17 protein-coding genes are annotated in these 25428 nt (G+C 69.7%); 11 read left to right on the plus strand and 6 right to left on the minus strand.

The window, feature by feature from the left end:
• Positions 1-4: 4 nt before the first annotated feature.
• On the minus strand, positions 5-4078 hold the full coding sequence (locus E8A74_RS16315) for a serine/threonine-protein kinase (RefSeq protein WP_232379589.1): 4074 nt from the start codon (positions 4076-4078) through the stop codon (positions 5-7).
• Between the two features lie 89 nt (positions 4079-4167).
• Positions 4168-5010, minus strand: coding sequence for a hypothetical protein (locus tag E8A74_RS16320; protein WP_136929942.1), 843 nt, complete (start codon positions 5008-5010; stop codon positions 4168-4170).
• A gap of 351 nt (positions 5011-5361) precedes the next feature.
• On the opposite strand from E8A74_RS16320, the gene E8A74_RS16325 reads away from it, so the two are divergent.
• Both E8A74_RS16325 and E8A74_RS16330 read left to right on the plus strand, forming a co-directional pair.
• The gene (locus E8A74_RS16325) at positions 5362-6759 is read left to right on the plus strand and encodes a serine/threonine-protein kinase (RefSeq protein WP_232379590.1); all 1398 of its coding nucleotides are present in this window, start codon (positions 5362-5364) and stop codon (positions 6757-6759) included.
• Positions 6760-7429: 670 nt separating this feature from the next.
• Positions 7430-12352: a metallophosphoesterase gene (locus E8A74_RS16330; RefSeq protein ID WP_136929944.1), complete on the plus strand. Its 4923-nt coding sequence runs from the start codon at positions 7430-7432 to the stop codon at positions 12350-12352.
• Here E8A74_RS16330 and E8A74_RS16335 read toward each other — a convergent pair whose 3' ends face one another.
• Complete coding sequence (locus E8A74_RS16335; protein WP_136929945.1) at positions 12353-13957, minus strand: DUF1565 domain-containing protein; 1605 nt, start codon at positions 13955-13957, stop codon at positions 12353-12355.
• 133 nt (positions 13958-14090) lie between these two features.
• On the opposite strand from E8A74_RS16335, the gene E8A74_RS16340 reads away from it, so the two are divergent.
• On the plus strand, positions 14091-15356 hold the full coding sequence (locus tag E8A74_RS16340; protein WP_136929946.1) for a cytochrome P450: 1266 nt from the start codon (positions 14091-14093) through the stop codon (positions 15354-15356).
• A gap of 9 nt (positions 15357-15365) precedes the next feature.
• On the opposite strand, the gene E8A74_RS16345 is transcribed toward E8A74_RS16340, so the two are convergent.
• Positions 15366-16268 (minus strand): class D beta-lactamase, encoded by a 903-nt coding sequence (locus E8A74_RS16345; protein ID WP_170229165.1) that lies wholly within the window; start codon positions 16266-16268, stop codon positions 15366-15368.
• 105 nt (positions 16269-16373) lie between these two features.
• Here E8A74_RS16345 and E8A74_RS16350 point away from each other — a divergent pair, with 105 nt between their 5' ends.
• From E8A74_RS16350 to E8A74_RS16370, 5 genes are read left to right on the plus strand one after another with little or no spacing between them, the layout of a single operon-like run.
• Positions 16374-17405 (plus strand): FAD-dependent oxidoreductase, encoded by a 1032-nt coding sequence (locus E8A74_RS16350; RefSeq protein ID WP_136929948.1) that lies wholly within the window; start codon positions 16374-16376, stop codon positions 17403-17405.
• Entirely contained in the window at positions 17383-17580 is a 198-nt protein-coding gene (gene thiS / locus E8A74_RS16355) for a sulfur carrier protein ThiS (RefSeq protein WP_136929949.1), read from the plus strand. Before E8A74_RS16350 ends, thiS begins: the two co-directional genes overlap by 23 nt.
• Before the next feature lie 2 nt (positions 17581-17582).
• Positions 17583-18368 (plus strand): thiazole synthase, encoded by a 786-nt coding sequence (locus E8A74_RS16360; RefSeq protein ID WP_136929950.1) that lies wholly within the window; start codon positions 17583-17585, stop codon positions 18366-18368.
• A gap of 15 nt (positions 18369-18383) precedes the next feature.
• Complete coding sequence (locus E8A74_RS16365) at positions 18384-19022, plus strand: thiamine phosphate synthase (RefSeq protein WP_136929951.1); 639 nt, start codon at positions 18384-18386, stop codon at positions 19020-19022.
• On the plus strand, positions 19019-19462 hold the full coding sequence (locus tag E8A74_RS16370; protein WP_170229166.1) for an AtaL-like protein: 444 nt from the start codon (positions 19019-19021) through the stop codon (positions 19460-19462). The genes E8A74_RS16365 and E8A74_RS16370 overlap by 4 nt, the downstream gene beginning before the upstream one ends.
• Before the next feature lie 3 nt (positions 19463-19465).
• Here E8A74_RS16370 and E8A74_RS16375 read toward each other — a convergent pair whose 3' ends face one another.
• On the minus strand, positions 19466-20395 hold the full coding sequence (locus E8A74_RS16375) for an MBL fold metallo-hydrolase (protein WP_136969586.1): 930 nt from the start codon (positions 20393-20395) through the stop codon (positions 19466-19468).
• A gap of 504 nt (positions 20396-20899) precedes the next feature.
• Here E8A74_RS16375 and E8A74_RS16380 point away from each other — a divergent pair.
• Positions 20900-21691, plus strand: a complete 792-nt coding sequence (locus E8A74_RS16380; RefSeq protein WP_232379591.1) for a VOC family protein — start codon at positions 20900-20902, stop codon at positions 21689-21691.
• 353 nt (positions 21692-22044) lie between these two features.
• On the opposite strand, the gene E8A74_RS16385 is transcribed toward E8A74_RS16380, so the two are convergent.
• Entirely contained in the window at positions 22045-23499 is a 1455-nt protein-coding gene (locus E8A74_RS16385) for a serine/threonine-protein kinase (RefSeq protein ID WP_170229167.1), read from the minus strand.
• 182 nt (positions 23500-23681) lie between these two features.
• On the opposite strand from E8A74_RS16385, the gene E8A74_RS16390 reads away from it, so the two are divergent.
• Together E8A74_RS16390 and E8A74_RS16395 are read left to right on the plus strand one after the other, a co-directional pair.
• Entirely contained in the window at positions 23682-24506 is an 825-nt protein-coding gene (locus E8A74_RS16390) for a hypothetical protein (protein ID WP_136929955.1), read from the plus strand.
• Positions 24507-24598: 92 nt separating this feature from the next.
• A complete protein-coding gene (locus E8A74_RS16395; RefSeq protein ID WP_136929956.1) occupies positions 24599-25390 on the plus strand; it encodes a class I SAM-dependent methyltransferase in 792 nt (263 codons plus the stop codon).
• Positions 25391-25428 lie beyond the last annotated feature (38 nt).

A 25428-nucleotide genomic window follows, 5' to 3' on the forward strand; every position in this document is an offset into this window, starting at 1 on the left:
ACTTCTAGTCCCGCATCGCCTCGGCGAGGTGCCGCGCCAGCCGCTTGCCAATCACGTTCGGGATTTGCCGCGACAAGGCGAGCGCGCGTTCGAGGTGACGCGCCGCCTCACGCCACCTCCCCCGCCGCAACGCCGACAAGCCTCGCGCCTCGACCACCTCGATGCGCTCCTGGCCAATCGAGTACCGCTCCGAGCGGGCCTCCAGGGCCTCCCACGCCTCCTCGCCCGCGTCCTCGGCCGCGAGCTCGATCATCGAGCAAAGCACGTCGTCCGAAGGGACCGTGAGCGGCGCAGACGTCCCGCCGCGGGCCCGCGCGGCGAGCGCGCGCGCGTTCTCGATGTCGCCCCGGTAGAGCAGCATCCGCGCCTGGAGCAGGATGCTGGCCGTGCGGGGCTCACCGCCCATGGGCCGCTCGTCGATGGCGCGCGCCTGGGCCACGTGGGGCTCGGCCGCTTCGAGCTCGGCCATCAGGTACAGGCATTCCCCCAGGTTGAAGTGGCCTGTCCACTCGATGTAGTCCTGCCCGAGCTCGCGGCCGAGCGAGATGACCCTTTCGAGGTCCGAGATCATCCGCTGCCGCTCGCCCTGGAACCCGCGCAAGACGCCGCGCGTGTTGATCGACGCCGCGAGGTGGAGCGCGTCGCCGTGCGTGTCGCACAAGGTGACGGCCCGATCGAGCGCGCGCTCGGCCTCCGCGTGCCGGCCGATGCCCTGCTCCAGGTAGCCCAGCATGAGCAGCGCGATCACCTGCGTCTCGTACCCCGCCTCGCCGAGCGCCGCCGCCTCGGTCGCCGCGCGCGTGAGCGCGTCGAGCGCCTCTTCCTTGAGCGAGAATCGATAATGCGAACGCCCGATCCCGAGCAGGATCCGCGCCGAAAGCAGCGGCGTCGCCCGGCCCGCGACGAGCGCCTGCGCCTCGTGCACCTTGTCGCGCGAGGCCGCGTGCTCGCCCATCCAATCGAGCGCCGTCGCCTCGTCGAGCAGGATCTCGACAATCTCCATCGCGTCGCCCGCCGCGCTCGCCGCCGCGCGCGCCTCGGCGAAGTCCGCGAGCGCGTCGTGGTAACGGCCGACGCGATAGCGCATGAGCCCGCGGCCCCGGTACGCCCCGCCGCGCCGCGTGCCCGTGCTCGCCTGCTGCTCCAGCGCCAGCGTGTAAAAGCGCTCGGCGTCGACGTACGTGTGCCTCGCCCGCGCCGCCTCGGCGAGGGCCATGTAGGCCGTCTCCGCCACGTCGCAGAGCCCCGCGCGGGCCGCGTGGTAGGCGAGCTGCGGCAGCCGTTGCTCCTCGGGCGGGCCCTCGGGCGGCCCCGGGGTGTCGCGGTAGTACTCGGCGCACGTCAGGTGGATCTTGCGGCGCAGCGCCTCGGGCACGCCGCGGGCGATCGTCTCGCGGACGAGCGCGTGCCGGAAGCCGACGCGGCCGTGGCGCTGCCGGCGGAGGACGCCCGTGTTGAGCAGCCGCTCGATGCCGATCCGCGCGTCGAGCGGGAACTCGCTCGACTCGCCGCTTTGATCGAGGCGGCGCAGGATCCCGCGGAGAATGCCTGAAATCTCCTCCGGCGTGACCTCGGCCCCGACGGTCGCCACGAGCCTGGCGTGCGCCCGCTCCGCCGGCGAGAGCGCGTCGATCTCGCGGTGCGCGAGCCACTCGATGAGCGGCAGATCGGGCACCCGATCGAGCTCGTCCGTCGCCACGTAAAACCCGCGGCCGCCCTCGTGCCGGCGCACGATCCCGGCGCCCTTGAGCCCCCGCACGAGCTCGACGAGCAGGAGCGGGATCCCCTGCGTCCGCTCCACGAGCCTCCGCACCGCGAGCTCCGGCACGTTTTCCGCCGGCGCCAGCAGCGCGCGCACCAGCGAGGCCGCGCTTTGTGGATCGAGCGGCCCGAGATCAAAGACGTCCCGGTGCGCGGCGCGCTCGGCCCAGGACGGGTGGTTCTCCTTGAACACCGGACGGCCGAGGGCGCACACGAAGATCGGCGCCCGCGCCTCGGCGAGCGTCGCGTGCTCCAGGATGCCGAGCGTCGCTTCGTCCGCGAACTGCGCGTCATCGAGCACCACGCAAAGCGGCGTCCGCTCCGCGCGCCGCCGGAGCGCTTCGCCGCCGGCCACGCGCAAGGTCGCCCCGAGCGCGAACGGCGCGGCTTCGAGGGCGCGCAGGCCCGGGAAGTCCGTGGTCTCATCGCCGCGCGGCGGCCCCACCCAGCCGAGGGCGAGGGCGAGCGCGGCCTCCGCCTCGGGGCTCGACGCCGGACCAAGGCGCTCGCGCAGCGCGGCCTTGCGCCCCTCCGCGGGCATCGACGCGGGCAGGCCGAGCGCCGCAGAGAGCAGGTCGCGCACGCTGTCGCCGCCGCCGACGATCGGCTCGGGCGCGCGCAGATCCACCACCGCCCCGAGCGGCACGAGCGTGCGCATGCGCTCGACCAGGAGCCTGCGCAGGTGGCTCTTTCCGTGCCCCGGATCCCCGACGATCACCGCGACCGACGGCACGCCCTCCCGGACCGAGCGCAGCGCCGCGAGCGCGAGCGTCTCCAGCAGGTCGTCCCGACCGACGAGCGGCGGCCCCACGTGCCCGAGCCGCGTCGTCGGATCCTCCGCGCCGGAGAGCTCGCTCTCCTCGACGGCCTTCGCCCCGAACAGGGAGAGCAGCTCCGAGAGATCGGCCTCCGTCAGCACGCCGCGCGCCGCGGGCGAGAGCAGGATCGGCGCCGTCGACGCGGGCAGCGGCGCTTGCCCGATCCGGGCGAGATGCGGCGAGAGCAGCCGCTTCGATCCGTCGGGCCGCGTCGTCACGGACACGTTCGCGAGATCGATCCACACGCGCTCGCAGATCCCGCGCGCGACGAGATCCTGGGCCGCGCGGATCGCCAGGCGCACCGGGTTTTCGTCCGCCTCGTGCCCGAACGCCACCGCGTACCGGCCGCTCGACGCGCGCATCACGTGCCCGCCGATCGGCTCGATGCGCCCCTGCAGCGCGATCGGATCGAGCTGCGACGTGAAATGCAGCAAGGCCACCGTCCGCCGCTCGCTCGCCGATGCGTCGGACGACCTCGGCCCCGCGCCCGCCGACGAGGCCCGATCCACGGCCTGGGGTTTTCCGCTCCCCTTCGTCGCGGGGTCCCCGGGGCTCCCCGGGGCCTTCCCCGCCTCGGGCTCCGTCCCGAGGGGGATCGCCGCGAGCGCCTCGTCGAGCTCCCTCGCGTTCGTGTATCGCGCCGCCGGATCCTTCTCCAGGCACCGGAGCACAATGTCCTCCAGCGCCGTCGGGATCGGCGCCCCGGCCGCACGTTCGAGCCGCGCAGGCCTGCGGGACAGGTGCCCCTCCCGCACCGCCGCGGGCGGGCCCCAGAAGGGCGGCGGACCGGCGAGCATCTCGTACAGGATCACGCCCACCGCATACACGTCGGCGCGCGCGTCGAGCTCGGCGCGGCCCTCGCATTGCTCGGGCGCCATGTACTCGATCGTGCCGACCATGGCGCCCTCCTCGGGCGGGGTCGTGCGCGCCGGCATCACACCTTCGCGCCGGGCGAGCCCCAGATCGAGCACGGTCGCGCGGCCGGGCGGCTCCGTGACGAGGATGTTTTCGGGTTTGATGTCGCGGTGGACCAGGCCCTCGTCGTGCACGGCGCGCAGCGACGTGAGCAGGGCGCGCGTGATCGCGCAGGCCTCCGCCGGGGGCAGCGCCCCCCCGCGGGCCACGAGGATCTCCGCGAGCGTCCTCGCCTCGACGAGCTCCATCACGATGTAGGGTGAACCCGAGGCGAGCACGCCTGCGTCGAGCACCTCGGGCACGTGCGGCTGGCCCACGAGGCGCAGCGCCACGAGCTCGTGCGCCAGCCGTTGCGCGGCGCCGGCCCGATCGTCTCGGGCCAGCTTGATCGCCACGCGGCGCCCGACATTCGGCGGCGCCGTCGACACGGCCGCATAGACCATGCCAAACCCGCCCCGGCCGAGCATACGCTCGGTGCGGTATCCGCGAAACGCGGGCAGCGGCGCCTCGGGCTCGGACGATATCTCGGGCGCCGTATCCCCTTCCAGCGAGCGACCGTGCTCCGAGCACCCGGAGGCCCCCACCCGCCTCCCGCACGAAGCACAACGCGATCCCTTCCGTCCTTGTCGGACGGCCGCGTCATGCTCCGGCGGCGGCGGTGGCGTGGTCATCTCTACGGTAGGAAAACCGTGATCACATACTCGGTTTTCCCCCCGGAAGGAACCCCAGATTCGGGTGCGGCGCAGCCTGGATGGTACAGGTTTTCGCCGAGCGGCTCGCATTGCTCCGCGCAGGGCCCCATGATTTCCATGATGCCGCAGTCCGCGTCGGTCCTTCCCGGGAGGCCAGCCGCGCAATCACGCGACGTCCTCCGGGCCCGGACCACGTTCCCCGGGTTGTAACAGGTGCGCAGATAAGGCTGCGGAAGGAAAAGGTTTCCCCAGAACGCCCCCTCCTCGTAGATGAATTCCTGGACCTCCTCGTCCGCCGGCTCCGCAAACGCGTCCGCGGATCCCTGCATCGAGATCTCGACGGCCCGACCGTACCGATTCGTGCGCGCGCCGAGGCACGCCGAGACCCACTGCTGACCCGCCTCGTCGAGCGGCGCCTGCTCCCACGACGGGGCGAGCCCCGCGATACCTCGGTACGATTCGTTGTGGACGACGCCGTGCAGGTCCGTCCAGGAGAACACGAACGCCTGCTCCGGCCCCAGCGCGCAGCCCACGGCATAGGAAAGGAACATCCGCGCGAGCCGCCCCCGCACCGAGGGGGACTCGATAGCCGCCCGCGCCCCCGGCACCATCGCGTCGACCGAAAGCGGCGCCTTGGCGAAGTCCCCACCCGCCGTCAGCGCCTCGGGAACGAGCGCGTTGAGAATGTTTATCCCCGAGGCCGCCTCCCCCACGGCCTCGGCGTTGTCCACCTCTTCTTCTCCCGGCGCCCCCACGCAACCGAGGACCGGCATGACTGCCACGAGCATGAACGGAAAAAACGCGACCATTGATTTCCGAGACATGTACCCCCCCGTCTCAGAGATTCCCCTCACGATAGCGCGAAACACGGAGCTGGCACAGGACACGACGAACTTGGAGTACGGGCGTCCTGCGAACGGGAAACCCTCGACAACGGCATCGGGAATCGCCCTGATGGACGTCTAGGGTCCGGGGATCGGGGGCGGCCCCATCAGGCCCGTGCGTACCCTGATTCGATCACGCAACGCAGCGATCCCGCGGCCTTCCGGAGAGCGCGGAGAGCGCGGAAATCGGTTGCCGAAGCGGCGCATTTCAGGTCATACCCGTGGCGTGGGATCGCGATCGTACCGGGGGAGGGCAAGATGGGTCGATCAGGGCTTCTCGGGGGAAGCGTGGTGAGCAACGGCGAGGATCACGATGTTCCCCTTGCCGTCGGGACGTCCGTGGGTGGGTACGTCATCGACCGGCTCGTCGCGCGTGGTGGGTGTGGCTCGGTGTATCGCGCGCATCCGGCGGGGCGCGCCGAGCCCGTGGCGATCAAGGTCCTGCATCCGACGCTCGCGCCGCTGCCCAAGATGATCGAGCGGTTCGTCCGGGAGGTCGAACTGCTCCGGCGCATCCGTCATCCGAACATCGTCGAGATCAAGGAAGTCGGCGCGCTCGCCTGCGGCACGCCGTTCTTCGTGATGGAGTATTTGCCCGGCGTCACGCTCGACGTCTTGCTCTCGATGCGCGGCCGCCTCGGCCCGGAAGAGGCGCTCGAGATCCTCGAGCCTGTTTGCGCGGCGCTCGGCGCGGCGCACGCGGCGGGCATCGTTCATCGCGACGTCAAGGCGAGCAACGTGATGGCGACGGGCGGGCTCGGCGGCGTGAAGCTCCTCGATTTCGGCATCGCGAAGCTCGTCGATCCGGGCACGTCGAGCGCGGGCCTGACCTCGGTGAATCGGCAGATCGGCACGCTCACGATCATGGCGCCCGAGCAGCTCCTCTGCGCGCCGGTCGACGCGCGCACGGACGTCTACGCGCTCGGCGCGCTCCTCTATCGGCTGCTCACGGGCCGTTTGCCGTTCGAGTCCTCGTTCCCCGGCGAGCTCGTGCGCAAGCACCTGGAAGAGCCCGCGCCGCGCCCGAGCGAGCGTGTCCCCGTCTCGCGCGAGATCGACGCGGTCGTGCTGAAGTGCCTGGAAAAACGGCCCGAGCGCCGATACGAATCGGTGCATGCGCTCGTGCGGGCGCTGCGCCACGCGACTTCGGCGGGCACGTTGCGCTCGTCTTCGCACCAGCTCCCGCGCTTCGCGGTGGGCATCTTCCTCGAGATCCGGCTCCGCGCGGACGCCGAGGACGCGCCGGATCTTTTTGCGGCCGAGATCGAGCGGATCCTGGCGAGCGCCGAGGATCGGATGCGCAGCGCGGGCTTCGCGCTCTGCACGAGCACGAGCGCGGAGGTGCTCGGGTTGCGGCTGCTCCCGCGGGATCCTGCGCGCTGGCAGGACGAGCGGCAGGCCGCGCTCGATTTCGCGCTCGACCTGCATACGGCGCTCGCGTCGCGCTCGGGATCGGATCCGCGCGTGCACGTGAATGTCTCGGCGCATGCGGGTGAGGTCGTGGTGCGCGAGCGAATGGACGCGGATCCGGAGATCGTCGGCGGACCGCTCGCGCGCACGGGTGATTGGGCCTCGTCGGAGGAGACGGCGAATCTATGCGCGACGTGGGAGCTGCTCGACGGCCTCGGCGGCTTCGAAGCGGCGCCCGGCCCCGATCCGCTCGTCCTCGTCAGCCGCAGCGCGGCCTGAAAACCGAGGGGCGCCCTGCCCCTCGGCGATTCGATTCCCGCACATTTCAATCCCACCCATTGCGACTCCTGCGACGACTATTCGGCGCAATGACGACACGCACCATTCCATTCTATGCCACACACAGAATAACCAAGACAAACCAATGTTACAAGGTTTTACAAGAAACACGTTTTACAAGACAATCAATTTTAAATGATGACCACGCCATAATGCACACCAACGCGCCGCGTTAAAATTCGCGACGCTCCATGACGCAAACATCGACAAAAAGGCCCCAAAAACACCCGGAGGCTCGGAAAAGGGCCCGGGGACCCGGAGCGCCCCGCGGAGGCCGCTCGCCGATAAGGAAAAAACGGCCCCAAAGTACTGGTAGCAAGATGTTTGAGTGATAACAGTCAGCCAGTTCCACCGTCAGCGTAAGCATGTTGCGCAAATAGTGAGGAATCCATCAGTTTGTCGCACCAAACGAGTCCCCAAGGACTGGCAGCACGACGTTGCCGTTCCAACACATGCATCATTTAGTAAATTAAAACACAATAAAAGCAACGCGTAGTGATCCCATCAGTTTGTCGCAACAAACCACCCCCTCGCACCCCCGCCGCCGTTGCCGGACGCGAGGAGCGGGGGATACGATGGGCGCCGGTCGACACCCCCCGGGAGCCCCTACATGGCCGGACTCGGCTGGCTGCACCTCAGCGATCTTCACGTCGGAGCCGCCCGAACCCTCTGGCAGCGGCCCCGCTACCGCGAGGAGATGGAGCGGGACCTCGGCTGGCTCCACGAACGAGTCGGCTCGTTCGACCTCCTCCTCGTGACCGGCGACCTCGCCTCGACCGGCACCGAGACCGAATACGAGATCGTCACGGAGGGGCTCGCCTCGCTCCAGGATTTCCTGGCCGGACTCGGCTCGCGCCCCGCCCTGCTCGCGGTCCCCGGCAACAAGGACCTCGTTCGCACCACGGCGAGCGCGGCCCCCGACCCGGCCACCTGGGCGGCAGACCCCAAGACACGCGAGGCCTTCTTCGAGGACGCGACGCATCGAAGCCGACATGTGGTCACGGCCGCGTTCGCCCCCTTCCGTCGGTGGATGGCCGGGTGGCACAAACGACCGGCCTCGGTCGACGTCGCCGCAAAGGAGGGCCTCCTGCCGGGCGACTTCGCGGCGACCGTGACGAAAGACGGCCATCGCTTCGGCATCGCAGGCATCAATACGGCCTTTCTGGAGCTCGCCGGGAGCGCCTTTGGCGCTCTCGACGTGGATCCGCGGCAGATCGAAGCGGCCGCGGGGGACCTCGACGCCTGGGCCCGCGCGCACGACGCCTGCCTCCTGCTCACGCACCATCCGCCGTCCGGGCTCTCCCCGCGCGCGCTCGCGCGATTCTCGACCGATCTCGCGCCGCTCGGCCGATTCGCGCTCCACCTCGCGGGCAGCCTCAGCGGCGGCGCGCCCCTGGTGGACGACGCCCCTCACGCGCCTCTCTTTTCCACGTTTCCCTTCTCCAGCGGCGTCAGCGCCGACCGACGCCACGGGTATGCCGCCGGCCGCCTCGACCTCGACACCGGCACGATTGCACTCTGGCCCCGCCTCCTCGGCTTCTCCCCGAGCATGGATCCCCACTTCCAGGGCCCCGTCTCCACACGCCCGGACGAGCCCCTCCGTGTGTTCGTCCGTCAGGGTCCCGCCGAAGTGGCGAAATCGGACGACCTTGCCGACGACGAAGCCCTCGAATTGCCGTTCCCCGCAGAACACGCCCCCGAGCTCGAAGCCAAGCCCGCGGCCAAGCCCGCGCCCGAGCCGCTCGAATCAAAAAAAGCGGAAGCCGGCCCCCCGCCGCCCCCTCGCCCACCGCCCATCGCCGCGTCCGTCGCCGCCTTCGCCCCCTCCCCCGTCCCCGGCCGCGCCCCCGGAGGCGCTCGCAGCCTCGCTCCCGCCCCCGCTCCCGCGTCCGCCCCCGCGCCCGCCTCCGCTCCCGCTTCCGCCGACCTCCCCTCCGAATTCACCCTCCTCCGCTCCTTGCCCATCGACCGCGGCCCGCTCGCCCGCGTCCGCTTCTCGCCCGCCGGAGGCGCCTTCGCCGCCATTTCGTTCTGGGGCAAGATCCACGTCTGGGACGCGGACACGCAATCGAACCGCTGGGTCGCGCGCGCCGGCTCCGACGCGATGGACCTCTGCTTCTCGCACGACGGCCGCCGCCTGGCCACGCGCGCCGGGACAAACCTCTCCGTATGGGATGCCTCGAACGGCGAATGCCTCCACACCCTGCACGAGGTCTCCGGCACGAGCCTCGCCTGGTCCCCGGAGAACATCCTCGCCGTGGGCCAGCCCGACGGCAAGGTCCTCTTCCTCGACGCGGACGAGCTCTCCCCCCTCGGCCACCTCGATCACGGCTTCTGCCCCGAAGGCATCTTCGCCCTCGCCTTCTCGCCCGACGGTGAATTCCTCGTCTCCGGCGGCAAGGGCGACGGGTTCGTCGCCATTTCGACCATCCCGGCCGGCATGTTGCCGCAAAACGGATTCACCCGCGCCGCGCATTTCCATCGCGGATCCGTCCTCGATTTCGCGTTCCGACCCGGCGCGCCGCACGTCGCCTCCTCCGCCGACGACGGCACCATTGCGGTCTGGAGCCTCGTCGACGGCGCCTTCCTCGCCAAGCTCGAAGGCCATCCCACCGCCGTCACGAGCCTCTCCTTCTCGCACGACGGGCGGCTCCTCGCCTCCCGCTCCCGCGACGGCCTCGTCCTCCTCTGGCGCACCGATACCTGGGAGCCCGCGGCTCGCTTGCGATCCTCCACGAATTACCTGGCCGGCGCCGCCTTCTCCCCCACCGAGCCCACCATCGCCATTCCCTCGCCGACCGGCAACCTCGCCCTTTTCTCCGTCGACATCGACGCCCTCCGCGGCCGCGCCCCCTCCTCCACCACGCTCCACACCACCACCGCCAAAGTCGTCCTCCTCGGCGAGGGCCGCGCTGGGAAAAGCTGCCTCGCCCTCCGCCTCGCCGAGGACCGTTACGAGGAGCAACCTTCCACCCACGGCATGCGCTTCTGGCCCATCGCGGGCGCGCGCCTCCCCCGCGACACGCCTGCCCCGAAAAACCACCGCCGCGAGCTCGTCGTATGGGATCTCGGCGGCCAGGACGAATATCGACTCGTCCACCCCCTCTTCTTGCGGGATACCTCCCTCGCCGTGCTCGTCTTCGAACCCGGCCGCGGCAAGGCCGCCGAAAACGAAATCGTCTCCTGGAACGATCACCTCGGCGATGCCGACGAAAACGACGGCGCCCCCCGCCGCTTGCTCGTCGGCACCAAGCTCGACGATGCCGAGCGCGCGCCCGAGGATCGCGCCGGCAGCGAGCGCCTCCGCACCCGCACCGGCGCCCTCGCGTACGTGCCCACGAGCGCCCGCACGGGCCGCGGCATCTCCGAATTGAAGAGCGCGATCCTCGGCGCCATCGATTGGTCCTCGCTCGGCCCGACGAGCCGCCCCGTCCTCTTCGAGCGCATTCGCGCGCACGTCGAGCGCGCCCGCAAGGCCGGCCGCGCCGTGCTCACGCTCCTCGAGCTCCAGGCGAGCGTGGCCCAGGACGAGACCAACACCGAGCTCGATGTCGCCATCCCCGCCGTCGCCTCCCAGCTCGCCCGCCAGGGCCTCGTCGCCGACATTCGTTTGTCCGATGGAACCCGCGCGCTCGTCCTCGAAGTCGAGCAGATCTCCCGGTATGCCGGCTCCTTGATCCTGCTCGCGCGCGACAATCCGCACGGCGTCCCCGCCCTCGCCATCGCCACGCTCTTCGGCCCCGCCGCGCGATTCCCGCGCATCCCGCCCGGCGAGCGCCTGCGCAAAGATCAGGAGCTCGGCGTCCTCGACGGCGTCATCGCGCTCCTCCTCGAACAGGGCACGTGTTTCCTCCACGAGGGTTTGCTCGTCTTCCCCGCCCTCTTCCCGGCCGCCGCGCCCGCCGCGGATCCGGCCGATCCCGCGGCCTCCCCTCTCCCGGCCGCCATTCGTTACGAAATGAGCCGTCCCGCCTCGGAGGTCTATGCCTCCGCCGTCACGGCCCTCGCCCTCGGCCGCCGCTTCGGCCCCGCGCGCCTCGGCCCCGGCCGCGCCGATTTTGGCCTCCCCGGGGAAGGTCTGTCGCGGCTCTCCATGGCCCTTGCGCCGGGCGGAAAGGCGCGCGGTGGGCTCGAAGTCGCCTTCTCCTCGGACACGCCCGACGAGGTCCGGCGCCTCTTCGCGGGGTTCTTGGAAGATCACATGAAGCAGCGCGGCGTCCATTTCGTCGAGCGCGTCTCCGTCCGCTGCCCGTGCGGGTACGTCTTGCCCGAGGACACCGTCAAGAGCCGCCTCGTCGGCGGCCATTCCGACATCGGCTGCCCCGAATGCGACGCCCGCACCCCGCTCGTCCCGCGGGCCGAAGGGAACGACGCGCTCGCCGCGCCCATCTTCGCGCTGCGCCGCGAGGTCGAACGCCGCCGCGAAGAAAGCGTCGAGGCCGCGCGGATGGCCATGGCCGTCGCGCGCGTCACCTCGGACAAACCTCCCGCGCCCCTTCGCATCCTGCACCTCAGCGACTTGCACCTCCACGAGGGCGACGATCCCGAGGTCCTGCTCCAACCCTTGCTCACGGATCTGCGCGACCGCGTGGAGGGGCTCGCCCTCGAAAAACTCGATTTCGTGGTCGTCTCCGGCGACCTCTCGAACCGCGCGAGCCCCGGCGAGCTTGCCTGCGCGCGCCATTTCCTCTCGCGCCTCGCCGAGGCCATGGGCCTCACCGCCGAGCGCTGCATCGTCGTGCCCGGCAACCACGACCTCGACTGGGACACCGAGGTCTACGATTTCAAAAAGCGGCGCGCCGTCGATCCGAAGCGCCTCGCGCCCGGCAGCTTCGTCGAGCAGGAGAACGGCTACCTCGTGCGCGACGACGCGCGGTACCCCGAGCGATTCGGTCCTTTCTCCCGCCACCTCTACCACCCGCTTTGCCTGCGCGAGTACCCGATGACCCCGGAGGAGCAAGGGATCGCCCTGCTCTTCCCCGCCGAGCGGATCCAGTTCCTCACCCTGAACTCGGCCTTCGAGATCGACGAATACCACCGCGACCGCTCGGCCATTCATCCCGGCGCGCTCTCGCGCGCCCTCGCCGAGGCGGAGCGGCAGGTCGAAGAGGCGCGGAAGCGCGGGGATCTCGACCCAAACGCCACCGTCCTGCGGCTCGCCGTCTTCCACCACCCGGTCACGGGCAATGAAAAGATGGCCGACGATGCCTTCCTCGAACGATTGCGCCGCGCCGACGTCCGGGCCGTCCTGCATGGGCACGTCCACGAGGATCGCGCGGATCTCGTGGGATACCTGCACCCCACGCGAAAGATCCACGTCGTCGGCGCGGGCAGCTTCGGCGCGCCGGCGGACCACCGCCCCGCGTCCGTGCCGCGGCTCTACAACCTGATCACGATCCCGCGGGATCTCGGGCGGATGCGCGTGGACATGCGCTCCTTGCGCAAGGACGAGGGCATCTGGGAGCCCTGGGCCACATGGCCGGGCGAAAAGCCCGGCGAGAGGCGCGCCTATTACGAAGTGCGGTGGGGCTGATCAGAGCTCGTCCGCGCCGATGTCGACCGGGCCGTTTTTCCTGCCATCCCCGTCAAAGTCCACCTCGCCCACGTCGAGCGCCCCGTTCCCCTTGTCTTTCGCGGGAGATCCCGGCGCAAGGTGCAGATCGCCGCTGCCCGGATCCACGAGCTTCGGGTCCACGGTGAGCGAATTCGCGCCGGCCGAGGCCCCGTCGAGATCGCCGCCGAAGTAGACGTTGAAATCGAACACGTTCCCCGTGTTGCCGCTGCCCCCGACGGCGACCACGCTCGTGCCCATCGTCGCGACCACGACGTTGTTCTGGTACACATTGCCCTGGTTGCGGTTCTGCAGCAGGATCGCCGCGTCCGCCCAGCCATCCCGCGAGCAATCGAAGAGCGTGTTGTTCACGACCACGTTGTTCTTCGCCGCTCCGCCCCCGCCGCCATTGCCGCTGCTGTACCCCCCGGTCGCGATGCACGTGACGTCGTTCGCATAAAGGAAATTGTTTCGCACCACGATGCCCTGCGTCGACTTGCCGAACCACTCGCTCGCGAGTTCCACGCCGAGGTCACAACCGTGCGCGGTGTTCCGTTCGAGGACGAGATCCGCCCCGCCGTCCACGTAAAAGCAGCCCGCGGCCTTCTCGTTGCCATAAGCAGGATTGCCGTAGCTCGTGACGTCGTGCGCGAGGTTGCCGGCGATGAGGCCTTTGCGGACGCGGTTCACGTCGTCCGCGTCGATCTCGTCGTCCTGGGAGCAGGCGCCGCAGACGTCGCTCTCGAAGCCGATGAAATCGAACGCGATGTTGTTCACGTGATGGACGTGGTTCTCACGCACCTCGAAATCACGCACGTTCCCGTTGACCACGAGCGCCTCGCTCCAGCCGAGGACGAGGTCGTGAAGCTCGTTGCCGACGAGCGAGATTCGCTCGGCTGGCGTCGTCTTGGTCCCGTACACGCCGATGCCGTGCGCGCCCGCGCCGTCGCCTCCATTCTCGGCCTGGATGTCGTGGATCACGTTGTCGCGGATCACGACGTCGTGCGAGGCGCCGCGCACCCAGATGCCCGCGGGAAAGCCGCCCTTGCCCGTGAGGTTCCGGATCTCGAACCCCTCGACCACGATGTGCCCCCGATCGACCACCGAAAAGAGCGCCGGCTCGCCTGCGCCCCCGAGGCCTGTTCCATCGAGGATCGGCCGCTCGCCGCAGGCCGCGCGGACCGTGATCGGAGCCCCGGGCGTGCCCGAGCGCGGGAACGCGACGAGCTCGTTGTACGTGCCCTGGCGGACGACCACGGTATCGCCGGCTTGAGCGACGTCCACGGCGTGCGAGATGTGCTGGAACGGTTTGTCCGCCGTCCCCGGGTCGTCGTCGTTGCCCGTATTCGAGACGAAATAGGTCCCCGCCGCTGGATCACATGCGTTGCCGCCGCCGCTTCCGCCCCCGCCGCCGCTTCCACCCTCGCCCCCGCTTCCGCCCCCGCCCCCACTTCCGCCCCCGCTTCCGCCCTCGCCCCCGCTTCCGCCCCCGCCTCCGCCTCCGCTTCCACTCGCGCCCGTTCCATTCGACGAGCACGCGAGGAGCCCGATCCCGAGGACCGCCACCACGAACATTCGCTGCATCATGCCACCCTACCTTTCCGCATTACGCGCGCGGCAGCATACGCATTTTCTGGACCGGCGTCGCTCCCTCGTGGTTCAGTGCCTCTGCGTACAGCAAGCCGCGCGCGGCGATACGCCACGCGCCACGGAGGCATTCATGTCCGAATCCCGCGTGACGGGTCGAGGAGGGTCGCCCTGCGGCAAGGAGCATTTCCCCCTCGCCTCGCCCATGCTCGACGATCCTCGCCCCTTTTATACGCGCGCTCGCCGCGACGAGCCCGTGTTCTTCAGTGATTCGCTCGGCCTCTGGGTCGTGACACGGTACGAGGACGTCTGCGCCGTCGCCAAAGACGCCGCTCGCTTTTCGTCGCTCGATTCGATCACGCCCAAAGCCGCGACCACGCCTCCCCCGCCCGAACTCCTCGCCGAGCTCGTGAAGGGGTTTCCGCTCCTCCCGAGCCTCGTGGACAGCGATCCTCCCGTGCACACGCGCGGCCGCGCCCTCGTCACGAAGGCCCTCTCGCTCCGCCGCCTCGCCGCCTTCGAGCCGATCCTCCGCGACATCGCCACGCGCCTCGTGGACGGGTTCGTCGCGAAGGGCCACGTGGAGCTCGTGCACGCATTCGCCATCGCATTGCCCGGCCGTTTCATCGTCGACCTCCTCGGCCTCCCCCGCGAGCACCTCGATCAGGTCGACCGCTGGACCACGAACAGCACCGCCATATTCGCCGGACACGATCCGCTCCCCGTGCTCCTCGAACACGCCCGGGGCTTCGTCGCCTTCCAGCATTACCTCGCCGACGCGATCGAGGACCGCCGGAAGACCCCCCGCGACGATGCCCTCTCCGACATCGTCACCGGCGCGGCGGCCCTCGATCCGCCGTTCGGCGTGGCCGAGCTCGTCAACATGCTCCTCCAGATCCTCTTCGCGGGTTACGAGACCACGGCCGGCCTCATCGCGGCCGCGGCGCTCGAGCTCGCCCGGGATCCCGCGCTTTTTGCCGCCGCACGGAACGATCCCGGGATCCTCCCCTCGATCGTCGAGGAGGTCTTGCGGGTCGCCTCGCCTATTCACGCGATGTACCGCACGGCGCTCGAAGACGTCGAGGTCGGCGGCGTGCGCATCAAAAAAGGCGAGCGCCTGCAGATCGCCTACATCTCGGCGAACCACGACGAGCGCCGCTTCGAGGATCCGCTCCGGTTCGACATCCGCCGGACCGCGCCGCACCTCGCGTTCGGGCACGGCCTTCATTATTGCATCGGCGCGCCGCTCGCGCGCCTCGAAGGCCGCATCGCGCTGGAGGTCCTGACCCAGCGCCTGCCGGGCCTGCGCCTCGTCCCGGATCAGACGTTTTCCTATTTCCCGAGCGCCACGGCCCGCCGCCTCGAATCGCTGGAGCTCGCCTGGGATCCGCCGGGTTGAGCCGGTTCGTCAGAGCATCCCTTCGCCCTTCAGGATCTCGTAGCTGATCTTCGCGGCCTCCGGGCCGATCTTCTTCTCCTCGCTCGATCGAATGCGGCACACGAACACCCACGTGCGGCCTTGTTTCTCCACCGCGCCGACGAACCAGCCGATCGCGCCGAGCGGCCCCGGCGGGCCATCGTCCGGGAGATAACTCCCCGTCTTTCCGCTGAACACCACGCCCGCCGGAATCTGATCGACGAACGGAAGCCGATCGCGCACGTTCTCGATGGCGTCCCCGCGCAATTCGAGGGTCTTTTTCACGACGGTCATGGCGCGCGGCGAGACCGGCAGCTTGTTCTCGTAGAGGGCCGTGAGGAAACGCCGCTCCTCGCGCGGCGAGATCTTGAGCACGTCGTTCAGCCAGAACATCGTCACGTCGCCCGAGGGATCGGCATTGCCGTACTGGAAGGCCGAGAGATACGCGCGATACCGCGGCTCGCCGACCTGCTCGGCGATGCGCTGGAAGTACCAGACCGTCGAATGCCACATCGCAGTTGCGAGGGAATGATCCCGGTTCCACGTGGCGCGCCATCGCTCCTTGCCGTCCCAGCGAAACACGGTGTTCTCGTCCTGCACCACGCCCGTGTCGACCGCGATGAGCGCGTTCGGGATCTTGAACGTCGAGGCCGGCGAGGTGCGTACGTCGCACTCCTCGCCGCCGTACTCGACCGTCTCCCCGGTGCCAAGCTCGACCATGGTGAAGCAGCCGACGAGCCCGGCGAAACGGGACGCGGCCCCCGGGGGCGTCCGGGGGACACCGGGATCCGGGACCGTCGCCGCGCCGTGCGTGCAGCCAGCGACGAGGAGGAGGAGAAACGGCGCGACGAACGGCCGCGCGGACCGGGCGAGAGGACACGAACGTACGGTCATGACGCTCGTACGCCCGTGCCCACCGGCGCATTTCCGGCGCAGGTACTTTTTCGCGGGTGTTTCGATGGTTGACATGGAGCGACCGTCGCGGCTAGGAGAAGCCCGATGGTCGATTCCGGACGGCTCGACGTCGCCGTGCTGGGCGCCGGCGTGATGGGGCTCGTCGCCGCCGTCACGCTCGTGCGTGCAGGGCTCCGGGTCGCGGTCCACGAGCGCGCCGCCGATAGCACGGCGAGCGCCGCGTGGCGCTCCGGCGGCATGCTCGCGCCCGACTGCGAGGCCGAAATTGCCGAGCCGCTCGTGGTCGCCCTCGGCCGGCGATCACTCGCGCTCTGGCCCTCGCTCGTCCCGGGCGTCGAGACGAACGGCACCCTCGTCGTCGCCCCGCCGCGCGAGCCGGGCGTGCTCACGCGATTCGAGCGCCTGACCCCCCATCACCAAGCCCTCGACGAAGAAGCCCTCGGCGCGCTCGAGCCCGCCCTCGCCGGCCGCTACCGGCGTGGCCTCTTCTTCCCGAACGAAGGCCACCTCGACCCGCGGCGCACGCTGCGCGCGCTGCAAGCGTGGCTCTGCGAGGCCGGCGTGCCCCTCGAATTCGGTTTTTCCGGGGATCCCGAGGCGCTCCGGGCCGATCGTATCGTCGACGCGCGTGGGCTCGGCGCGCGGGATCGACTGCCGACCTTGCGCGGCGTCCAAGGCGAAATGGCCCTCGTCCGGAGCCGGGACGTCGTGCTCTCGCGCCCCGTGCGCCTGCTCCACCATCGCCACCCGCTGTACGTGGTGCCGCGCGAGGGAGGCGTGTTCATGATCGGCGCGACGACGATCGAATCGGCGTCGCCCGACCCGAGCGAGGAGACACGCGTGACGTTGCGCTCCGCCGGCGAGCTGCTCACGCAGGCCTATGCGCTCCACCCCGCGTTCGCCGAGGCGGAGATCCTGGAGCTCAACGCGGGGCTCCGGCCCGCCTTCCCCGACAACAACCCGCGGATCGAGGTCTTCGGGCGCACGATCACCGTCAATGGATTGTATCGGCACGGCTGGCTCGTCGCGCCGGCGCTCGCGGCGCGGATCGTCGACGTTCTCCTCGGAAAAGTCCCCCCGAACGAGGTCATGCATGCGGATCCGTCTGAATGGTGAAGAGATCGATACGACGGCGAAGGATCTCGCCGCGCTGATCGAGGACCGAGGATTCGACGTCTCCGGGGTCGCGACCGCGCTCAATGGCGAGTTCGTGCCGCGGGCCCTCCGGGCCGAGACGCGCCTCGCCGAGGGCGACGCCGTCGAGGTGCTCCGGCCCATGCAGGGAGGATGAGCATGGTCGATTTTTATGGGCGCACGTTCGAAAGCAGGCTCCTCCTCGGGACGGCGCGGTATCCCTCGCCCGAGGCGCTCGGCCAGGCGGTGGCGCGCTCGGGCGCGCAGATCGTGACCGTCTCCTTGCGGCGCGAATCCGCGGCCGGCGCGAAGGCAGGCCAGGCGTTCTGGGAGCTCGTCAAAGCCCTCGGCGTGACCATCCTGCCGAACACGGCCGGCTGCCATTCCGCGCGCGAGGCCGTGACGACGGCGCGCATGGCGCGCGAGGTCTTCGGGACGCCGTGGATCAAGCTCGAAGTCATCGGCGACGACGTCACGCTCCAGCCCGATCCATTCGCGCTCGTGGACGCCACGCGCGCGCTCGTCGCGGAGGGGTTCGAGGTATTTCCTTACATGACGGAGGATCTCGTGCTCGCCGAGAAGCTCGTCGAGGCCGGCTGCCGCGTGCTCATGCCGTGGGGCGCGCCGATCGGGACGGGCCGGGGGCTCAACAATCCGTACGCGCTCCGCCTCCTGCGAAGACATTTCCCCGGGATCACGCTGGTCGTGGACGCCGGGATCGGCGCGCCAAGCCACGCGGCGGCGGCGATGGAAATGGGCTACGACGCCCTTTTGCTCAACACGGCCGTGGCGACCGCGGGAAATCCGCCGGCCATGGCGGAGGCGTTCGCCGAGGCCATTCGCGCCGGGCGGCGGGCGCACGAAGCGGGCCTCATGGAGCCGACCGATCTCGCGACGGCGTCGACGCCGACATTCGGCGCGCCGTTCTCGCCTTTCGCCGGCTGATTCGAGGAGCGAACGATGCTCGTGCTGGATCGTTTTTATCTCATCGTCGACAGCGCCCGGTGGCTCGATCGCCTGCTCCCGCTGGGGCTGCGTTTCGTGCAATTGCGCGTAAAAGGGCTCGACGCAGCGGCGCGGCGGGCGGAGATCGCGGCGTCCCTCGCGAAATGCCAGGCGCACGGGGCGACGCTCGTGGTGAACGATTTTTGGCAGGACGCGATCGACCTCGGCGCGGAATGGGTGCACCTCGGGCAGGAGGATCTCGCGGAGGCCGACGTCGCGGCGATCCGGCGGGCCGGCCTCAAGCTCGGCATCTCGACGCACAGCCACGAGGAGATCGACACGGCGCTCGTGGTGGATCCCGATTACGTGGCCCTCGGCCCGGTGTATCCGACGACGCTCAAAGTGATGCCGTGGGCGCCGCAGGGGCTCGATCGGATCGGCGAGTGGAAGCGCATCGCGCGGCGGCCGCTCGTCGCGATCGGCGGCATCACGCTGGAGCGCGCGGAGGGCGTGGCGCGGGCGGGCGCGGATTCGATCGCGGTGATCTCCGACGTCCTCTCGCACCCGGATCCCGAGGCCCGCTGCAAAGCATGGCTCGACGCGCGGGCGACGTGGCCCCGCGCCTCGCAAGGAAGGGAGGAGTTCGGATCATGAAAGAGCTCAGCTACGAGGTCGCGGTGAACGAGCCGGGTGCGCTGCAGCTTTCGCGGGCCGAGGTCTGGCGCGGGCTCGAAATCAAGGCGGAGAACCCGCTGCCGTTCATCCCGGGGATCCAGCGATGTGAGGTCCTGGAGAGAGGCGACGGCTGGCTCTCGCGCGAGATCGATCTCGAAGGCCAGCCCATCCGGGAGCGCGTCACGTTCGAGCCCGAGAGGCGCGTGCATTTCGAGCGGGTCGCGGGCGCGCCGGGGTGGGTCGACAACGTGATCGACGAGCGGCCCGACGGCTCCCTCGTGCTCCGCTTCGTGTTCGGCGTGCCGGACGAGGACGAGGCGAAGGCACGAGCTCGCGAGCCCGCCTATCGGAATGCGCTGGCCACGACGCTCGCGACGGTGCGGCGCATGGTAACGGAAGGGACGATCCCCCGGCGCTGACGTTCACCCGCGTCGCTTCGACGCCACGTACGCGAGCCCCTGCGCATTGAGCGCGAGATCCAGCTCCAAGAGCTCGTGATCGCGGGCGTCGAGCGCAAGCCCCACTTCCTCGGCCGCGCGCTCCATCTCCTTGTCGAGCGCCTTCCGGATCATGGCCTCGGCCTCGGCCGGCGCGAGCGGCACGGCGGCCTCGACGAGCGACGCCGAAAGATCGATCCATCGATGAAGCTGCGCGGCCACGACGTCGAGATCCTCGATCTCGCCGAAATGCGTCAGCGCCGCGCGCCGCGCCCCCGACGTTCGCACCACCTCGATGCTCGCGTGCGCCGCCTCCGCGTCGAAGTCGGTCGGGCTCGTGGAGGGGAACGCGAAGCGCCGGCCGCGCTGGAGGTGCGGATACACGAGGCCAAACGTATCGCCGGTGAACACGGCCTCCCGGGCAGGATCGAGCACGATGAAATGGTGGTTCGCGTGCCCGCGTGTATGCACGAACGAGAGCGTCGCGCCGCCGAGCAAGACGCTCTCCCGATCCTCGAGCGACCGCACGCGCGCCGCGTCGATCGGCAGGATCGTCCCATAAAGCTCGGCGAACCGCGCCGCCCCGTAGACAGCCTCGGCGCTCTTGACGAGCTTCGACGGATCAACGAGGTGGCGCGCCGCGCGCGGATGCGCGAGCACGGTCGCATTCGGCAGCGCCGCAAGCAGCGCCGAAGCGCCGCCCGCATGATCGAGGTGGACGTGCGTGACGATGACCCAGCGCACAGCCTCCCGCGCAATCCCCTCCCGATCGAGCGCCGCGAGCAGCCGAGGAACCGCATGCGTGGTGTTCGTCTCCACGAAGGCCGCCTCGTCGCCCTCCACACGGAGATACGCGGCAGCAAAGCCGGGCCCGAGGTAATCGCAGTCGATCGTGACAAGGCGCGAGGAGCTCATGCCCGGCAGCCTAGCAGCGTCGCGCCGGGGCGCCGCCCCGGTCCCCGCGGGGGGCTGTCCGCCCCCTCGACCCCGGACCAGCGAGGCGCTGGACCCAGGGTTGAAAAACTGCGCGGTGCGCAGTTTTTCAAACAGGCCGACGAAGGAGCCAGGTCGCCAGTTGAACCCGCAGCGCGGCTGTCTCGGTGGGCAGGGTCGTTGCCGGTCTTGACCGGGCCTGTTCGATGAACTCCGCATCGCGCAGTTCATCGATTTGGGGTCCAGCGCCTCGCTGGTCCGGGTGCAGGGGCGGAGAGCCCCTGCTGGGGCCTGGGGCAAAGCCCCAGCAAGGCGGGCTGGCCAACTGGCACAGTGCCAACGAAATGACTCCGACAAACCCGCGGGCAAACTCGCGCCGCTTTTCTCGTTGACGCCTCACGAGCGCCTCGTGTACTGCAATCCCAGCGCGCGAGGGGGGTTCTCCCTTCCTCGAACAAGAACACGCGATAGGGAGGAAAGAGACCGATGAGCAACGTCGACCGACACGACGCCGGGACACCCACGTGGTTCGACCTGATGACGCCGGACCTCGCCGGGGCGCAGAAGTTTTATGGGGAGCTCTTTGGCTGGACCTTTCTCCAGGGTACGGCCGAGACGATGTACTATACGATGTGCCAAAAGAATGGCCGGAATGCCGCGGGCATGGGCAAGCGCCCCGACGACGCGCCCTACCCGACGTCCTGGAGCGTCTATTTCGACAGCAAGGACGTCGACGCCACGGCGGCCAAGGTCCGCGAGTTCGGCGGGCAGTTGATGATGGAGCCGATGGACGTGATGGATCAGGGTCGCATGCTCGTCTGCGTCGACCCGACGGGCGCCGTCTTCGGCTACTGGCAGGGCCGCAAGCACAACGGCGCGCAGATCATCGACGAGCACGGCGCGATGACCTGGTGCGAGGTGAACACGCGCGAGAGTGAGAAGGCCGCGGCCTTCTACAGCAAGGTCCTCGACGTCGAGGCCCGGAAGATGGGGATGGAGATGCCCGACATGACGTACTACACGCTCCACAAGGGCGAGAAGGCCGTCTCCGGCATCATGCAGATGAACGCGCAATGGCCGGACGCGATCCCGCCGCACTGGATGCCGTATTTCGCCGTCGACGACGCCGAGGCCGCGTGTGAGAAGATCAAGTCGCTCGGCGGGCAGGTGATGCACGGGCCCTTCGATTCCCCGTACGGCCTCATCGCCGTGGTCACCGACCCTTACGGCGCGACCTTCTCCATCATCAAGCTCTCCGAAGCCGCCATGGCGGCCTGATCCCCTCCGCCCCGGGGCGCCGCCCCGGTCCCCGCGGGGGGCTGTCCGCCCCCTCGACCCCGGACCAGCCAGGGGCTGGACCCAAGGTTGAAAAACTGCGCTCCGCGCAGTTTTTCAAACAGGCCGACGAGGAACCCAGGTCGCCAGCCGAACCCGCAGCGCGGCGGTCTCGGTCGGCAACGTCGCTGCTGGTCTTGACCGGGCCTGTTCGATGAGCTGCGCATCGCGCAGCTCATCGAGCTTGGGTCCAGCCCCTGGCTGGTCCGGGTGCAGGGGCGGATAGCCCCTGCTGGGGCCTGGGGCGACGCCCCAGCTCGGCGCCTCCGAGATGAGACGCCCGCTGCACCGACCTGCTACCGCGCCTGCCCCACCTTCTGATTCGAGGGCTCCTGCGCGTCCGCGCTCGCGCCGGCCGCGCAAACACACGTCAGGCACCCGCCGAACGTCACCACGATCAGCCCCAGGACGACGACGAGCGCGATCGTCGACGGGTGCATCTTGCCCTTGTTCGGATCCACCGGCGCCATGGGCTGCATCGGCTGCGCCCCATACGCCGTCCCGTAAGGCGGCTGCGCCTGCGGGCCATAGCCCGGCGGCGTCGCCCCCTGCGGGCCATACCCTTGCGCCTGCGCGTGGTAGCCCGGCGGCGTCGCCCCCTGCGCGCCATACCCTTGCTGCGGCTGCGGGCCATACCCCGACGGCGTCGCCCCCTGCGCGCCATACCCCGGCGGCGTCGGGCCTTGCACGCCGTAGCCCGAATGCGCGGGCCCCAGCGTTGGGCCCGTCGTATACCCCGTCCCCGCGATCGTCGGGGCCACGCCGCCTTGCAGGGCCGCTGCCGAGCCCGGCGGCGCGGTCGGGCTGCCCGTCTGCGGCGCCGGCCCGGCCGGCGGCAGCGCGACGCCCGTGATCCGACCAATCCGCTCGGCCGACAGGCGCGCCCGCGCCGGGGCGAATGGGACGAGCGCCGCCGCGAGCTCGCCGACGCTCGCGAACCTCCGCGCGGCGTCCTTTTCGAGGCAACGCTGGATCACCGCTTCGAGCGCGGGCGGCGCGTCCGGACGTAGCTTTCGCAAGGGCTCCGGCGGGCTCGACAGAATGGCGGCGTAAATCTCCGGCACCGTCGAGCCCTGGAATGCGAGGCGGCCGGTCACGAGCTCCTGCAGGATGACCCCGAGCGCCCAGATGTCGGTCCGCGCATCCACGTGCTTCGACGAACGGAGCTGCTCCGGCGCCATGTACCCGGGCGTGCCGAGCACGCTCTGCGTCTGCGTCATCTGCTGCGCCTCGGGCGACGAACCAACGAGCGCCGCCTTGGAGATGCCGAAATCGAGCACCTTCACGCAGGCCGAGCCGTCCGCGCGCCGCGTCAGATACAGGTTCGCGGGCTTCAGGTCGCGATGCACGATCCCCGCGACGTGGGCCTCGGCGAGCGCCTCGCACGCTTGCAGGAGATACTCGACGGCGTCCTCGATCTCGAGCGACCCCTGGCGCTTGACGAGCTTCGAGAGGTCCGACCCTTCGAGATACTCCATCACCATGTACGGCTCGCCCGAGTCGAGCGTGCCGACGTCGAGCACGCGCGCCACGTGCTCGCTCTGGATGCGGCTCGCGCTCCGGGCCTCGTTGGCGAAGCGGGCGACGAGCTCCTTGTGCTTCAGGGCCTCGGGTTGCAGGACCTTGATGGCCACGGTGCGGCCGAGGTGCAGGTGGTACGCGGCGAGCACGACGCCCATACCGCCCTCCCCGAGCACCCGCTCGATCCGGAACTTTCCCGAGAGGACATCACCGGGGCTCGGCGTGCTCATCGGGCCTCGGACGAGCGATTCAGGCAAACGGTCGCGATCATCGCGTGCATTCTTCCATGCAAGGGGCCCCGGAGCCAAGCGCCTTCGCGCGGCCCGCGCCCCGCCGCGGGGCTTGTGCCACGCCGAGGCCCCATGCGATCCTCGCTTCCATGCTCTTCCAAAGGCCCCTCCCCCGACTTCTCTTGACGCTCCCCACCCTCGCCGCGACGTTCGTCCTCGGCCTCGCCGCATGCAGTGACGAACCCGGCGAGACGCCGCCCCCGCCGAAGTACACGCTCGACAACGTCTGCGCCAAAGTCGCCCCTCAGCTCTGCGAGGTGCGCAAGTCGTGCTGCGAAAAAGGCGAGGGCTACGACGAGGCCGCGTGTATCACGTACGAGACCGAGGTTTGCGCGCAGAACATCGCCGACGTCGAGGCGGGCCTCATGACCTTCGACGCGAACAGCGTCGACGCCTGCGTCGCGGCCCTGAAGCCCTACGCCGAGAAGTGTTACCTGACGATCCCCGACTACTACAACGCGCCCGAGGACCTCGAGCCGTGCTCGAAGGTCTTCGCGGGCAAGCTGACGGAGAACTCGACCTGCGAGCGCGACGCGCAATGCGCGTCCTCGGTCGAAAAGCGGGAGATCGTCGCCTGCGACGACGACACGAAGAAATGCACCGCGACGCGCTTCCTGCCGCTCGACGCCGCCTGCAAGGTCAGCGCCGACACGAAGGAGCTCTGTGATCAGGGGCTCTACTGCGATTTCGACCTCCTGGCGATGGAGGGCCTGTGCCAGCCGGCGAAGAAGCTCGGCGCGGCATGCACGCCGAGCCCGATCCAGCTCTCCTGTGGCCTCAATGCCTATTGCGACGCGATGACGAAGGTCTGCACCGAGGCGAAGGTCGAGGGCTCCACCTGCCAGAGTCCCCTCGAATGCCAGTCGTTGAAATGCGAGGCGGGGGCCTGCGGCCCGATCGCGCCCTTCTTCGAAGGCGAGCAATGCAAAGGGAGCAGCGCGCCCTGATCCCGCCCCCCGTTCCCTGAACCGAAAATCCCGCCGATCGGATCGAAAACCACGCCCTGCCAGCGGCCCTCGACCGGAGCTACGGTCAGCCCATGGCAAACGAACCCAACAAAGCCGTCGAAGATCGCGGAGCGCACACGATGGAGCGGCTCCTCCGCGACGCAGGCATCTCCACGGGCATGCGTGTCCTCGACGTCGGCTGCGGACGAGGCGACGTCTCCCTCATGGCCGCACACCTGGTCGGCCAAAGCGGCCTCATCATCGGCCTCGACCACGACGAACGAGCCACGTCGACCGCCACCGAGCGCGCACACGACCTCAAGCTCGAAAACGTAAAATTCGTCCGAGGAGACCTCCACGCCCCTCCCCTCGTCGACGCGCCCTACGACGCAATCATCGGGCGGCGCGTCCTGATGTACCAGCCCGATCGCATCGCCGCCCTTCGCCCCCTCGTCGAAGCACTCCGGCCCGGAGGCCTCGTCGCATTCCAAGAAGTCGACGCGACCCTGCTTCCCGCATCCACGAAACCACACCCCCTTCACGAGCAGATCACGCGCTGGATCTGGCAAACCGTCGAGCGAGAGGGAGCAACAACCACCATGGGATTCGAGCTCCCCCTCGTACTCGAAGCCGCCGGGCTCAAAGTCGAGGGACAACGCGCCGAAGCCATCCTCCAAACCAGGCACCACCGTCACATCACCGCCTGGATCGTACGAGCCATGCTCCCCCGAATCGTCGAGCGCGGCGTCGCATCAGAAGCAGACATCGACATCGAAACGCTGGACACGCGTCTCGCCGAGGAGCTCCGCCACACGAACGGCGTATTCATCAGTGACATGAGCTTCAGCGTCTGGGCACGGAAGCCGTCGCGCGGGGCGGCGTAGCGCTGGGGCGTTGCCCCAGGCCCCACCAGGGGCTCTCC

The organism is Polyangium fumosum, from assembly GCF_005144585.1.
Taxonomy (GTDB): Bacteria; Myxococcota_A; Polyangia; order Polyangiales; family Polyangiaceae; genus Polyangium; species Polyangium fumosum.

What these genes read in the sequence shown, in the direction of transcription:
- E8A74_RS16320 (WP_136929942.1), bottom strand. Translation starts at nt 5,010, where the DNA reads ATGTCTCGGAAATCAATGGTCGCGTTTTTTCCGTTCATGCTCGTGGCA.
- E8A74_RS16330 (WP_136929944.1), top strand. Translation starts at nt 7,430, where the DNA reads ATGGCCGGACTCGGCTGGCTGCACCTCAGCGATCTTCACGTCGGAGCC.
- E8A74_RS16335 (WP_136929945.1), bottom strand. Translation starts at nt 13,957, where the DNA reads ATGATGCAGCGAATGTTCGTGGTGGCGGTCCTCGGGATCGGGCTCCTC.
- E8A74_RS16340 (WP_136929946.1), top strand. Translation starts at nt 14,091, where the DNA reads ATGTCCGAATCCCGCGTGACGGGTCGAGGAGGGTCGCCCTGCGGCAAG.
- E8A74_RS16345 (WP_170229165.1), bottom strand. Translation starts at nt 16,268, where the DNA reads ATGACCGTACGTTCGTGTCCTCTCGCCCGGTCCGCGCGGCCGTTCGTC.
- E8A74_RS16350 (WP_136929948.1), top strand. Translation starts at nt 16,374, where the DNA reads ATGGTCGATTCCGGACGGCTCGACGTCGCCGTGCTGGGCGCCGGCGTG.
- thiS (WP_136929949.1), top strand. Translation starts at nt 17,383, where the DNA reads ATGCGGATCCGTCTGAATGGTGAAGAGATCGATACGACGGCGAAGGAT.
- E8A74_RS16360 (WP_136929950.1), top strand. Translation starts at nt 17,583, where the DNA reads ATGGTCGATTTTTATGGGCGCACGTTCGAAAGCAGGCTCCTCCTCGGG.
- E8A74_RS16365 (WP_136929951.1), top strand. Translation starts at nt 18,384, where the DNA reads ATGCTCGTGCTGGATCGTTTTTATCTCATCGTCGACAGCGCCCGGTGG.
- E8A74_RS16370 (WP_170229166.1), top strand. Translation starts at nt 19,019, where the DNA reads ATGAAAGAGCTCAGCTACGAGGTCGCGGTGAACGAGCCGGGTGCGCTG.
- E8A74_RS16375 (WP_136969586.1), bottom strand. Translation starts at nt 20,395, where the DNA reads ATGAGCTCCTCGCGCCTTGTCACGATCGACTGCGATTACCTCGGGCCC.
- E8A74_RS16380 (WP_232379591.1), top strand. Translation starts at nt 20,900, where the DNA reads ATGAGCAACGTCGACCGACACGACGCCGGGACACCCACGTGGTTCGAC.
- E8A74_RS16385 (WP_170229167.1), bottom strand. Translation starts at nt 23,499, where the DNA reads ATGAGCACGCCGAGCCCCGGTGATGTCCTCTCGGGAAAGTTCCGGATC.
- E8A74_RS16395 (WP_136929956.1), top strand. Translation starts at nt 24,599, where the DNA reads ATGGCAAACGAACCCAACAAAGCCGTCGAAGATCGCGGAGCGCACACG.